This is a genomic window from Sulfitobacter sp. EhC04, from assembly GCF_001650875.1.
Lineage (GTDB): Bacteria > Pseudomonadota > Alphaproteobacteria > Rhodobacterales > Rhodobacteraceae > Sulfitobacter.
Genome location: NZ_LXYI01000089.1, coordinates 321,480 through 333,633 on the forward strand (window position 1 = coordinate 321,480; position 12,154 = coordinate 333,633).

Sequence of the window (12,154 nt, forward strand, 5' to 3'; positions counted from 1 at the left end):
TCTTTCTCCTTACGCCCAATCGCGGCATATGTATTTGATTTCAGTATACTCTTCCATGCCACGGCGCGCGCCTTCGCGGCCAAGGCCAGACTGTTTGGTGCCCCCAAAGGGGATCGGTGCCCCGGTGACCTTGGTGCGGTTCACCGCCACCATGCCAAATTGCAGCGCCCGTGAGACTCGGTAGATGCGGCGTGGGTCGTTGCTGTGCAAATAGGCGACCAGCCCGTATTCGGTGTCATTTGCCAGCGCGACCACCTCGTCCTCACTGTCGAAGGGTGCCAGGGCCGCAACCGGCCCAAAAGTTTCATCTGACATGATCGCAGCGTCGCGCGAAACGTCGGTCAGGACGGTGGGCTGATAGAACAGCGGACCAAGCGGGTCGCGCGCGCCGCCGCAGGCAAGCCTGGCCCCTTTTGCCATCGCGTCAGCGACATGTTCTTCCTGCTTCTGAACGGCCTTTTCGTTCATCAGGGGGCCGATGTCGGGATCGTCCATACCGACCCCGAGCGAGAGCGCGCGTGTCGCCGCTGTGAAGCGGGTGCAGAATTCATCATAGATTGCGCGCTCGACAAAGATCCGGTTGGCACCCAGACAGTCCTGTCCCGAGGTCGCGAACTTGGCCTTGATCGTTTCGGCGACGGCAACATCAAGATCGGCACCTTTGAACACGATCACCGGCGCGTGGCCGCCCAGTTCCATGACAAGTTTTTTCACGGTGTCCGCGGATTGCCGATAGAGAAGCCGTCCGATTTCGGTTGAGCCGGTGAAGGACAGAGCGCGCACGCGGGCGTCTTTTGTCCAGGGTTCGACCACAGTTGCCGCCCGACCCGTGACGACATTGAACACGCCTGCCGGAACACCGGCCTTTTCGGCCAACTCGGCCAGCGCCAGCGCTGAAAACGGGGTTTCCCCCGAAGGATGGGCCACGACCGTACACCCAACAGCCAGGGCGGCGGCGGCCTTGCGGGTCAGCATGGCGGCGGGGAAGTTCCAGGGTGTGATCAGGGCAACAACACCGACCGGTTCCAGCCACACCTCGACCTCTGCATCGGGCAGGTGGCTGGTGACCCCTTCGATATTCGGGCGCTTGGCTTCTTCGGCGTAGAATTCAACAAAGGACGCGGCATAGTCGATTTCACCACGGGCCTCTGAGAGGGGCTTGCCCTGTTCCAGCACCATGATCCGCGCGAGGTCTTCCTTGTGGTCCAGGATCAGATCGAACCAACGGCGCAGGATGGCGGACCTGTCCTGCGGAAGAAGTCCAGACCATGCGGGAAACGCCAATTGTGCCGCATCTACGGCGGCAAGGCTTTCCTGTGCGGTCAGACTGGCAACTTCGCCAACCACCTCTCCGGTGGCGGGGTCGGTGACGCGAATGGTCTCGCCCGAGGCTGCCGCGCACCATTTGCCGCCGATGTAGGAAAAGCTGCGCACCAGTGACTTGTCGGAAATCTCGTTGCGGGCGGAAAGTGCCGTATTGCTCATGAACTGTTCTCCTTTCTTGCGCTGGATTGTCGGCCAGTTTCGAAAGAGAGTGAGACCATATTTCGGGCCTCAGGCAGAGGAATCTCCTGCCCATTGCCTGTCTAATGGTGGTTTAGGCCCTAGTCCAATTTGCCCGCAATGAGGGATAGCGGCGGAACGCCATGGCCCTTTACTGGTTTGGTCACGACATAGGTAAAATACTTGGACAGCCCGATTCGGGCGTTGAGCATTTCATCAATCAGCCGTTGGTACGTGTCGATGTCGCGGGTCAGGATTTGCAGAAGGTAATCGAAGCCGCCACCAAGCGCCCAGCAGGCCAGAACCTCGTCATAGCGCTGCATCGCAGCCTCAAAGGCCTGGAAACTGGCAGCGGTGTGGTCAGACAGTTCAGCCGCGACAAAGACCGTCAGGTGCGGCCCCAGCTTGCGCAGATTGATCTCGGCACGGTAGCCTTCAATCAATCCGGCCTTTTCCAGTTTCTTTAGCCGTTCCCAACAGGGCGTCGGCGAAAGGTTGACCCGCTCCGCCAGCGCGGCCTTGGTGATGCGGCCTTCGCTTGACAGCACCCGCAGAATTTCCAGATCGCGGGCATCAAGCCGCATAGTGCCACCTCTTGCGAATGGGTCAGTCGTAGGTCAATCCAATCACCGCCGCGCAGTCGCCAGCCTTGACCAGGCCGGGAAAGTGACGGCTGATCAGGATGCCTGACCGCTTGGCCCTGAGTTCGGTCGGCGCGACACCCGTGCGGTCAGTACGCCAAACCCGCGCCACAAGGTCCCCTTTGGTGACTTCGCCGCCCAGATCGACGATCGGTTCACACAAACCGTCCTCCTCGGAGACGGTGAAACAGTCGTCATCGGGCATATCTAGCTGAACCGTTGGATCAATCTGCATTTCGCCTCGTAAAATTCCTGCGTGAATCAACACGTTGCGCAGCCCTTTCTTGGCGATGGCAATTGATTTGGCCGTCGCGGTGCCGCCCCCGCCCAACTCGGTCGTCACTAGCACCTTTCCCATGTCCTCGACAGCGGTATCATACATGCCGACATTGTCGATCTCGTAAAGCTGCACTGAATAGGGGGCGTTGAAGGCCTGCATCGCGGCAAGGCATGCGGCCTGCTGTGCCTTGTCTTCGAGAATATGCGCCGCGGCAAAGGGCACAAAGTCGAGGGTCTTGCCGCCGGAATGGAAATCCACCACGAGATCGGCCATCGGCAGCAAACTGCGCTGAAAATAATCAGCAATCTTTTGCGTCGGCGTCCCGTTGGGGCGACCCGGAAAGGCGCGGTTCATGTTGCCCTGGTCGATGGGTGAGGTGCGTCGGCCTGCGCGAAAGGCCGGATAGTTGAACGCCGGAACAATGATCACCCGACCTGTGATGTCGTCGGGTTTCAGCGTGACGGTCATTTCTTGCAGGGCGACCGGGCCTTCGTATTCGTCGCCGTGATTGCCCCCGGTCAACAGCGCAGTCGGGCCATCCCCATTCTTGATCACGGTCAGCGGGATCATGATGGATCCCCAGGCGCTGTCATCACTGCTGTAGGGCAGCCGCAGAAAGCCGTGATGAATACCGTCGCGGTCAAACGGTATTGTCGGCGCAATCGGATTTTTCTTCATTGCCTAATCCTTTACAAACATCTTGCGCGGTACATCAGACAGGCATTCATGGCCTGTCTTTGTTATGCGAATGCTCTCGGTGATCTCGAAGCCCCAGTCCTCCATCCAGAGGCCGGTCATGAAATGCATTGTCATGTTTTCCCGAAGCACCGTCTTGTCGCCCGGACGCAGTGAATAGGTCCGTTCGCCCCAATCGGGAGGGTAGCTGACGCCGATCGGATATCCGGTGCGGTTGTCCTTCTCGATCCCGTATTTCCGCAGCACCTTGAAGAAGGACCGGGCGATATCTTCGCACAGGTTGCCTTCTTTTGCCGCCTCCAGCCCCGCCTCCATGCCTTCCAGCACCGCTTTCTCTGCATCCAGGAATGTCTGCGTCGGTTTGCCCAGAAAGACCGTGCGCGACAGCGGGCAATGGTAGCGGCGATAGGTGCCTGCAATCTCGAAGAACGTGCCTTCGCCGGATTTCATCGGCCCGTCATCCCATGTCAGATGCGGCGCGGCCGCGTCCGAGCCCGAGGGCAAGAGCGGCACAATCGCCGGATAGTCGCCACCGCCCCCGATCTCGGGGTCATAGCGAAGGGCCGCATCATAGATATCAGCGACCAGATCGCATTTGCGAATGCCCGGCTCGACCTTGTCGAAGATGCGTTCGTGCATCCGGCCCACGATGCGGCCCGCAATACGCATGTAGTCAAGCTCGGTATCGGATTTCACGGAACGCTGCCAGTTGACCAATGCTGTGGCATCGGCAAAGCGTGCGTCCGGCAAGTGGTCCTGCAGCGAAGCAAAGGCCGCCGCCGAGAACCAGTAATTGTCCATCTCGACACCGATTGTGCCCTTGGCCAACCTGCGGTCCACCAATTGCGCCGAGAGGTAATCCATCGGGTGCCGCTCGGTCGATTGGACGTAATTGTCGGGGTAGCCGATGATGTTGGCGGGGTCCATGAAACAGGTTCTGACCGCGCCATTGGCATCCTGCCCACGCCCATACCAGATCGGCTCGCCCTCCAGCCCCAGCACAACGCATTGATGTACGTAAAAGGACCAGCCGTCATAACCTGTCAGCCAGTTCATGTTGCTGGGGTCCGAGATGATCAACAGATCAAGCCCGCGCTGCTGCATGGCCTCGCGTGTCTTGGCGATGCGCGCATTGAATTCATCGCGGGAAAAATGGAGTGTCGGCGTTGGCATGATTGAAACTCGACTAGCTGTTGAAGGTGGCACCCTTGCCAGCGGCCAGAGCGCGATGGCGGGCAAGAGTGGCAATGGCGGTATCCTGAACGCCAGTGCCGGTCAGATCGGCGATGATGATATCGGCGCTGGACTGGCGACCTGGGGCCTTGCCCGCAGTGATATCCCCCAGCTCCGAAAAACTGCGATTGGCGGGTATAAGCCCCGCCTCGATGGCGCTGCGCAACTCGCCCTTGACCGCGCATTGTGCCTGAGCGTCCGGGACGTAGAGCGTGGCCTTGGCCAGACACGCCGGTGCCAGTTCGGCCTTGTGTTCCTGATCCGAGCCCATCGCGATGATCAACTGCCCCGGTTGCAGCCAGTCCGCCATGACCAGAGGCGTGGAGGACGGTGTGGTCGTCACGACAATATCGGCGGACTGCACAGCCTTGGCGATGTCCTCGCTTGCGGTGACGTCAATGCCCAGTTCATCTGACAATCGCGCGGCTGTCGCCCTGGCCTTGGCATGGTCGCGTGCCCAGATCACCGCGCTTTCGATCTTGCGCACGAGCGTCAGCGCCTTGAGTTGCAAAGCTGCCTGCACCCCTGCACCCAGGATGCAGGCGCGCGTCGCATCGTTGCGGGCAAGATGGCGGGCGGCGACGGCCCCTGCGGCCGCTGTGCGCACATCAGTAAGATAGCCATTGTCCAGAAGCAGCGCCTCAAGCATCCCCGTCCGGCTGGAAAACAACACCATCAGCCCGGAGGTGCTTGGCAGGCCCAGCTTGGGATTGTCGAAAAATCCTGGGCTCATCTTCATGGCAAAGCTGTCGACACCGGGGACATAGGCGGATTTGACGCAGACTTCGCCGTTATGGTCGGGGACCATCAGCGTCATGATCGGCGGCATCACAACCTTGCCCCCGGCCAATGTTGTAAACCCCTCTTCGACACAGGTTACCGCATCGCCATCCAGGGGCACCAGTTCCCGCAGTTCGGCTTCCGTAAGGATTTTGATTTCAGGCATCTTTCCCCTCCGCAGCAACATCCACATCTTCGCCGGAGATGATCCGGTGGTGCAGGTTCATGTCGATATTCTGGCCGGAGATCAGAGAGACACAGCGCCCAGGCTTGTCGATCTTGCCCGCCAGCAATGCGGCGATGCCGACGCTGCCGGACCCTTCGATGATCTGACGTTCATGCCAATAGGCGTGGCGAATGGCGGCAGCGATTTCCGCTTCCGACACCAGAACGATCCCATCCACCAGATCGCGGGTCATGGCAAAGGTATAGGCGTTGTCCATCCCGATGCCGCCGCCCAGAGAATCCGCCAATGTTGCGACTTCCTCGACCATCACCGGTTTTCCGGCGTTCTGGGATGCGTGCATCGCCGCGCCACGCTCCATCGAGATACCGATCACCCGGATTGCGGGGTTGGCCGCCTTCAACACCATGGCCACGCCCGAGATCAATCCGCCGCCGGACAAGGGCACCAGAACGGTTTGCAGGTCTGGTGTCTGTTCCAGTATTTCCAGCGCAACCGTGCTTTGCCCGGCGATGATATCGGGGTGATCAAAGGGCGGCAGCATCACCATGCCTTCACCCACCAACTTGTCGACCTCGACTTGCGCGTCATCCTGACTGCGTCCGACGATCCGCACTTCGGCACCTTGCGCCTTGATCCCGTCCACCTTGTTTTGCGGCACCAGTCCGGACATGCAGATGATGCACCGCACACCGGCCTGCGCCGCGGCATAGGCTAGCCCGCGCCCGTGATTGCCGGTCGACACGCCGACAACACCCTTGGCGCGCTGCGCGTCGCTGAGAGACAGGACCGCATTGGTGGCCCCACGCAGTTTGAAGCTGCCGGTGATCTGTGTGTTTTCAAGTTTCAGGCGAATGCCGCCGCCTGTGGCTTCGCTCAGTGTTTCCGAGGTCACCGTTGGCGTCAGCCGTACCGCTCCTGCAATCTGTGCGCGCGCAGCGTAACTTGCCTGAAGTGTAATTCCAGAGCCCATCTTTCCGTCCTGTCTATGATCTACTTGGTAAAAAGCGTACCGCCTGAAGGAACGTCATCCGTAATCGCAAGATGTCGCATGCATCGCCAGATCATCGCCTGATTGGAGGTGATCACCGGCTTGCCCAGGCGGTTTTCGATTTGTGAGACACATCCCAGCGCCCGCACCGCGGTACAGGAGATAAAGAGTGCATCGGATTGCGGATCGCAGGCCGCGACCCCGGCTTCAATGATGCTTTCTCTGGACAGGCGCGCCATTTCGCGATCATCGGATAGATCAAAACAGGTCGCATTGACCACGTTCGGCCCGTGTTCGGAAAAATAGCGAACAAGCGAATCCGTCACATCCCGAGTGTAGGGCGTCAGCACGCTGACTTTCTTTATCCCCAAAGCGCCAAAGGCATCAACGGCCGCAGAACTGGGCGTCACACAGGGCGTGCCCGGTTTTGCGCTGTTCATGTGTTCGGCAACCTTGTCGTTCCCCAGAACCACAGAGGCCGCCGTACACCCATAGACCAGGACGTCCAGTGGTTCATCCGGCAGGATGTTCGCCGCCGCCGCCGCCAGACGCGGTCCGGTGCGCAGCAGGCTTTCGTGGGTCGTCGGATTTTCAAACCCGATGCGGTTGACGTAAACGCCGACCTGCTGGCGATGCAATACGCGCGCAAAATCCGCTTCCGTCGTGTGGTCCGTGGCCAACACCACCAGCCCGATCCGCTTTGCGATTGCTCTTGCATCAAGCCTGGCTGTCACGGAGGAAATGGAGGATTGGACATCCAGCGTCACGGCGCCGCTCACACAACAAGTACCGGACATTTCGAGAGGCTTGTCACTTTGTGAGAGACACTCCCCAGCAAGAACCCCTCGATCGACCCCATGCCACGGCTGCCCATAACAATCAGGTCATTCTTATGCTCTTGCGAAAAGCTGACGATTGTCCGGGCCGTGGGACCCCCTTTGACAAAGGCTCTGATCTTTTCGCAGCCGCTTTCGCGCGCAATGGAAGCGCCGCGCTCGGCGACCTCCTTGGCATGCGTCTTCATGATCTCGTCAACATCGTCGGGTTTTTCCGCGTCATTCACATACATGGATCCTTCCAGCACGGAATGGTGTCGATAAAGTGTCAGAACTGTCAGTTCGGCACCACTTAGCTTTGCCAGTTCCGCCCCTTTGCGCAACGCGGATTGCGATCCTTCGGAACCATCAAAGGCGATCAGTATTGATTTGAACATATCCGTGCTCCGTTTACTTGGCGAAGGCGACGTCGCGCAGGAACAGCGCGATCTGCGGGAAGAAGATCATCAAGACCGAGACACTCAGAAGCATAACCACGAAGGGCGGGGTGCCGCGGATCACGTCCAGATAAGGGCGTTTAAAGACAGCGACTGCCGTGAAGATATCGCATCCAAACGGCGGCGTGGCCGAACCGATGGCGGCCTGTAATGTGATCAGCGTGCCCACAAGGATCGGATCAAGACCCGTCTTTTCAACCACCGGCGCAAAGATCGGGACAAAGATCAGGATGACCACGATCGGATCAACAAACATGCAGCCAATGAAAAAGGCGATGGCAATGGTGAAGAGCACACCGATCTGCCCCATCTCATCAACACCGATCGCGCTTAGAATCTGCTGCGGAATTTGCGCAAAGGACAGCACCCAGGCAAAGGCCGCCCCTGCGCCGACAAGGATAAAGACCACAGCCGTGACCATGCCCGTCGACAGGGCGACATGGTACAAATCTGTTATCTTCATCGTGCGGAAAATAAATGTCTCAAGGATAACCGCATAGGCCACGCTGATCGCAGCGGCTTCGGTCGGGCTGAAGATGCCGAAAAAGATGCCGCCAATGATCAGAACCGGGAACCCGAGCGGCCACAGGGCGCGTCTCACCGAAGTGAGCCGTTCGCTCCAGCTGGCCTTTGGTTCGGTCGGGACGTTGTTAATCTTTGCATAGACCATGCTGTAAATCGAAAACATGAACAGGATCAGCAATCCGGGGCCGAGGCCCGCGATGAACAGCTCGGGGATCGAGGCTTTGGCTACGACACCATAGATGATCATGCCGATACTGGGCGGGATCAGAAAGGCGATGTCACTTGAGTTGACGATCAGGGCCAGCACGAACGAGTCCTTGTAGCCGCCTTTCAGCATCCGTGGTCTCAGCGGCGTGCCGACGGCCACAACCGTGGCCTGGGTAGAGCCCGAGACGGCCCCGAACAATGCGCATGCCGAAGCTGTACTGACAGCCAGACCACCCCGGATGTGCCGGATAAAGGCCATCACCATGTCGATCAGCCGCCCGGCAGATTCCCCGCGCGTCATGACGTCGGCGGCGAGGATGAACATCGGCACAGCGATCAGCGAGGAGGGCCGGATACCCCCCAGCATCTGCTGGATCATGAATTCGGTTTTGTCGATCGTGCCAAATAGTTCGATAACGCCGATAAACGCCCCGGCGATCAGCGGAACCATCATCGGAAAGCCCATAAGCAGAAGCACGATCATTACGGAAAACATCACGAGTGCCATCGTTAAAGCTCCAATTCCAATTCCTGCGCATCCGCCTCGCGCAGGTCGGTTGCCAGGTAGATTTCAGGTTCCTGAAGATTGCGCAGAAAGGTCAGCGCGTATTGAATGCCCGTCACAAAAAGGCCAATCGGCACCCATAGATAGCTGATATAGATCGGTATCCCGAGCGCCGGATAAACCCGCCCCTTGGCCTGCAGGCTGATGATGTACTGCACCGCATACCAGGCGAGAACCAGCAGCAGAACGGCGGTCACTGCAGTGATGATGATGATCAGGATTTTTCTGGCCCGCTCCGGCAGCGCATCGGAGATTGCGGACATCCGGATATGCCGCCCATGGCGTGCCGCGTAACCAATTCCGGCAAAGGTCACCAACAGGATGAAGATGCTGTTCAGCTCTTCGGCAAAGATGATGGAATGGTTGAATACGAACCTGCTGACCACATTGGCGATGGTGTTGATTGCCATCAGGATCACGCCGGTCGCCATGATGATCCGTTCGAGCGCGGCGATGCCGCTGTCGATGGTATCAATAATACCGGCCAATCCCGCCCGTTTTTGCGTCGTATTGCTCATGGTTACTCCCCGCGGACATGTGCCGACTTGGTGGCACGCCCCGTTCTTGCATTTCGAGCCTGTCAGTAAAGTCGTTGCGGGCCCGGACATCCGGTCTGGGCCCGCAATTGGCCGATTTCCGGCGCGCGATGCGCCCGATTTGGCAAATTACTGCTGGGCTGCAGCCAGGTCTTTCTTCATCTGCTCCAGGATCGCTGCGCCACGCTCGCCTGCACGTTCCACGAACGCCTCCTCAACCGCTTTCGCGCGCTCCTTGAAGGCTTCGCGTTCTTCCTCGGTCAGCCGAACGATGGTGTAGTCGGGGTTGGTTTCCTTGATCTTGGCCAGACCGGTTGCATCCAGCTCGACCGCGACATCAAGGATATAGTCATGTGCTGCCTGGGATGCGTTCTGAACCAGTTCTTTGTCCTCGTCGCTCAGCCCGTCATAAAAGTCGGCATTGGCCATGACCGCAGTGGTGTACTGGCCGTGGCCTGTATAGGTCATCACCTTGGTCAGGTTGTCGAGCCCATAGGCTTCGATCCAGATGGCCGGGTTTTCCTGCCCGTCAACCATGTTGGTTTTCAACGCGCCGATCAGTTCGCCCCATGCCATGGCAATCGGCGATGCGCCGAAGGCGGTATAGGTTTCCAGCAGCAGCGGCGATGTCATGGTGCGGATTTTCATCCCTTCCAGATCCTCGGGCGTGCGGAACTCTTCCATCGTTGTGACAACCTGTTCGCCTTCAGGGAATACCGCTAGAAGCTCAAGGCCCTGCTCACGATAGATGCCATGGAACATTTCGTTGATGGCGACGCTTTCCTTGAAGAATTTGCGTACCACCTCAGGGTCCGTCGGCTGGATATAGGGAACCAGGAACGCCTCGGCTTCGGGGATCAAAGCGCCGGTGAAGCCCGGTGATTGGTCGATGAACTGCAGCAGACCGGCTTGGGCCTGTTCCATTGCGTCAGCGGATTCGCCGAGCGAGCCAACTGGATAGATCTGCACTGTATGGTCAGAATTGGCTTCGATTTCTTCTTTGAATTTGGTTGCATACAATCCTTGCGGATCTGTCAGACCTTCTTCCATGGCATAGCGCCAGTTGTCGGCATGTGCCATGCCTCCCATCAGCAACGCCGCCATCAGCGGGGCGCACATGCGCAACGTCGTGCGTGCGATTACAGTCATACTGTTCTCCCAGTTATCATTTGTTCAGTTTGCGATATCACATCAGTTTCCGAACATTGAACTGTGAGTCAATTTATTTATTGTTGTGGGACAATCCTAAGAAGCGAACTGCGGAAGCGGCTCGCGCGGGCGCGACAGCAAGGCGGCCAGCAGTCTGAGCGCCTGTCGAAAACGGTCTGCGTCACGAATGCTGCCCAAAGAAACACGCACGGCGTTTCTGGGTGCGGATTTGGGCGCAAGGAACGGGGATTCCGGTGACACAGCCACATTCAATTGCCGGGCATGGGAGCTGAAGGAGGTCGAATCCCAGTCCGGCGGGAGTTGCAACCAAAGATGCAGCCCGGACGGATGACCCTTCCAATTGAATCTGGAAAGCTCCTGTGACGCAATGCTGTGTCGCTTCTCAAGCTCCACCCGCTGCCATTCTGCCAGCGCCAGCGCTGTGCCGTCTTCCACCCAGCGCGACGCCAGTTCGCAGATCAGCGGGGTTGCCATCCAGCCAAAGACCATCAGCCGGGCCGTTATCGCCGGTAACAGGTGGTCCGGCGCGACAGCATAGCCCGCACGCAACCCGCTGACCGTGCATTTTGTGAAACTCGTCAGGTAGATCGAAAGTTCGGGCGCGAATTGCGAAACCGGCGTCTGGCGATCCAGCGCGACCGGGCCGAACACGTCGTTCTCAATTATGTACAACCCGTGTCGGCGCGCAATTTCCGCAATCTGCCGACGTCGTTCGTCGGGCATCATATGCACATTGGGATTGGCCAAAGATGGCAGCAGATACAATGCCTTGGGCGAAAACTCTGCGCAGGCTTTCGCCAATTCATCAGGCAGAATACCATGCTCATCAGTTTCCAGGCCAATATGGCGATATCCAAAATATGCCGCGCTCGAAACCAAAAGATGGTGGGTTACCATGTCCGACAGGATGACATCACCGGGGCGCAGGACTGCTGACAGTGCGGCAGACAAGCCGTGCGTTACCCCATTCGTCATCAAAACCGTTTCAGGGCGCGTTTCGAGGCCACATGCCGATAGCCATTTGATGCCGACCTTCCGGTGTCTTTCGTGACCGATATTGGGCCGCGTCGAAAGGTAAAGCGCTGGGTCAAGATCGGTTTGCATCGCTTTCAGAGTCGACTGCATCGCGTCGACATGCATGCGATTGAACAATGGCCGTGAAATGGACATATCAAACAGGGTTTCCGGTTCGGATTCCAGCTTGAAGGGCTGTTCCTCGGACTTGACTGAGTCCACGACATAGCTGCCGCGTCCAATCTGACCGTCTATCAGGTTCTGGCGGCGCAGGATGTCATAGGCCTTGCTGACGGTATTCACGCTCAGCTTCAGATCATCGGCCAGCCGTCGATGCGTTGGTAATTTCCCTCCATGTGACAGCCGACCGTCATAGATTGCATCAGCAATGGTCTGAGCAAGGCTGGTGTGCAGCGGGGACTTGAGCGAATCTCGGGAGGGCAACCAATTTGTCATGCGACAATATTGTTCAATCAACCGGACCATACAAGGGGATCATTGGACAGCGAGGGGAGCCCACCTTGCATGCGGGTGTCGGGTGCGTTCGCGTGACCTC

General features: G+C 58.5%; 12 protein-coding genes. All 12 read right to left on the reverse strand.

Going from position 1 to position 12,154, the window contains the following annotated elements:
• Positions 1 to 9: 9 nt before the first annotated feature.
• The 12 genes from A8B82_RS23160 to ehuR all read right to left on the reverse strand — a co-directional run bounded on the left by A8B82_RS23160 (position 10) and on the right by ehuR (position 12,084).
• Positions 10 to 1,485 carry an NAD-dependent succinate-semialdehyde dehydrogenase gene (locus A8B82_RS23160; RefSeq protein ID WP_067298023.1) on the reverse strand — a complete coding sequence of 492 codons (1,476 nt, stop codon included), beginning with the start codon at positions 1,483 to 1,485 and terminating at the stop codon, positions 10 to 12.
• Positions 1,486 to 1,604: 119 nt separating this feature from the next.
• Positions 1,605 to 2,087 carry an Lrp/AsnC family transcriptional regulator gene (locus A8B82_RS23165; RefSeq protein ID WP_067298026.1) on the reverse strand — a complete coding sequence of 161 codons (483 nt, stop codon included), beginning with the start codon at positions 2,085 to 2,087 and terminating at the stop codon, positions 1,605 to 1,607.
• A 22-nt stretch (positions 2,088 to 2,109) separates the two neighbouring features.
• A complete protein-coding gene (doeB, locus tag A8B82_RS23170) occupies positions 2,110 to 3,102 on the reverse strand; it encodes a N(2)-acetyl-L-2,4-diaminobutanoate deacetylase DoeB (protein WP_067298028.1) in 993 nt (330 codons plus the stop codon).
• Positions 3,103 to 3,105: 3 nt separating this feature from the next.
• The gene (gene doeA, locus A8B82_RS23175) at positions 3,106 to 4,293 is read right to left on the reverse strand and encodes an ectoine hydrolase DoeA (protein WP_067298030.1); all 1,188 of its coding nucleotides are present in this window, start codon (positions 4,291 to 4,293) and stop codon (positions 3,106 to 3,108) included.
• A gap of 13 nt (positions 4,294 to 4,306) precedes the next feature.
• Positions 4,307 to 5,299, reverse strand: coding sequence for an ectoine utilization protein EutC (gene eutC / locus A8B82_RS23180; RefSeq protein ID WP_067298032.1), 993 nt, complete (start codon positions 5,297 to 5,299; stop codon positions 4,307 to 4,309).
• Positions 5,292 to 6,290 carry a hydroxyectoine utilization dehydratase EutB gene (eutB, locus tag A8B82_RS23185; RefSeq protein ID WP_067298035.1) on the reverse strand — a complete coding sequence of 333 codons (999 nt, stop codon included), beginning with the start codon at positions 6,288 to 6,290 and terminating at the stop codon, positions 5,292 to 5,294. The genes eutC and eutB overlap by 8 nt, the downstream gene beginning before the upstream one ends.
• Positions 6,291 to 6,310: 20 nt before the next feature.
• The gene (gene eutA, locus A8B82_RS23190; protein WP_067298436.1) at positions 6,311 to 7,075 is read right to left on the reverse strand and encodes an ectoine utilization protein EutA; all 765 of its coding nucleotides are present in this window, start codon (positions 7,073 to 7,075) and stop codon (positions 6,311 to 6,313) included.
• Positions 7,076 to 7,083: 8 nt separating this feature from the next.
• On the reverse strand, positions 7,084 to 7,521 hold the full coding sequence (locus A8B82_RS23195; protein WP_067298038.1) for a universal stress protein: 438 nt from the start codon (positions 7,519 to 7,521) through the stop codon (positions 7,084 to 7,086).
• A 13-nt stretch (positions 7,522 to 7,534) separates the two neighbouring features.
• Positions 7,535 to 8,821, reverse strand: coding sequence for a TRAP transporter large permease (locus tag A8B82_RS23200; RefSeq protein WP_067298040.1), 1,287 nt, complete (start codon positions 8,819 to 8,821; stop codon positions 7,535 to 7,537).
• Between the two features lie 2 nt (positions 8,822 to 8,823).
• Positions 8,824 to 9,396, reverse strand: a complete 573-nt coding sequence (locus A8B82_RS23205) for a TRAP transporter small permease (protein WP_067298043.1) — start codon at positions 9,394 to 9,396, stop codon at positions 8,824 to 8,826.
• Between the two features lie 147 nt (positions 9,397 to 9,543).
• Entirely contained in the window at positions 9,544 to 10,563 is a 1,020-nt protein-coding gene (locus tag A8B82_RS23210; protein ID WP_067298045.1) for a TRAP transporter substrate-binding protein, read from the reverse strand.
• A gap of 96 nt (positions 10,564 to 10,659) precedes the next feature.
• The gene (ehuR, locus tag A8B82_RS23215) at positions 10,660 to 12,084 is read right to left on the reverse strand and encodes a MocR-like ectoine utilization transcription factor EhuR (protein WP_235604782.1); all 1,425 of its coding nucleotides are present in this window, start codon (positions 12,082 to 12,084) and stop codon (positions 10,660 to 10,662) included.
• Positions 12,085 to 12,154 lie beyond the last annotated feature (70 nt).

Excerpts from the sequence above, each read along its gene's own strand:
- A8B82_RS23160 (WP_067298023.1), bottom strand. The coding sequence starts at position 1,485 with ATGAGCAATACGGCACTTTCCGCCCGCAACGAGATTTCCGACAAGTCA.
- A8B82_RS23165 (WP_067298026.1), bottom strand. The coding sequence starts at position 2,087 with ATGCGGCTTGATGCCCGCGATCTGGAAATTCTGCGGGTGCTGTCAAGC.
- doeB (WP_067298028.1), bottom strand. The coding sequence starts at position 3,102 with ATGAAGAAAAATCCGATTGCGCCGACAATACCGTTTGACCGCGACGGT.
- doeA (WP_067298030.1), bottom strand. The coding sequence starts at position 4,293 with ATGCCAACGCCGACACTCCATTTTTCCCGCGATGAATTCAATGCGCGC.
- eutC (WP_067298032.1), bottom strand. The coding sequence starts at position 5,299 with ATGCCTGAAATCAAAATCCTTACGGAAGCCGAACTGCGGGAACTGGTG.
- eutB (WP_067298035.1), bottom strand. The coding sequence starts at position 6,290 with ATGGGCTCTGGAATTACACTTCAGGCAAGTTACGCTGCGCGCGCACAG.
- A8B82_RS23195 (WP_067298038.1), bottom strand. The coding sequence starts at position 7,521 with ATGTTCAAATCAATACTGATCGCCTTTGATGGTTCCGAAGGATCGCAA.
- A8B82_RS23200 (WP_067298040.1), bottom strand. The coding sequence starts at position 8,821 with ATGGCACTCGTGATGTTTTCCGTAATGATCGTGCTTCTGCTTATGGGC.
- A8B82_RS23205 (WP_067298043.1), bottom strand. The coding sequence starts at position 9,396 with ATGAGCAATACGACGCAAAAACGGGCGGGATTGGCCGGTATTATTGAT.
- A8B82_RS23210 (WP_067298045.1), bottom strand. The coding sequence starts at position 10,563 with ATGACTGTAATCGCACGCACGACGTTGCGCATGTGCGCCCCGCTGATG.
- ehuR (WP_235604782.1), bottom strand. The coding sequence starts at position 12,084 with ATGGTCCGGTTGATTGAACAATATTGTCGCATGACAAATTGGTTGCCC.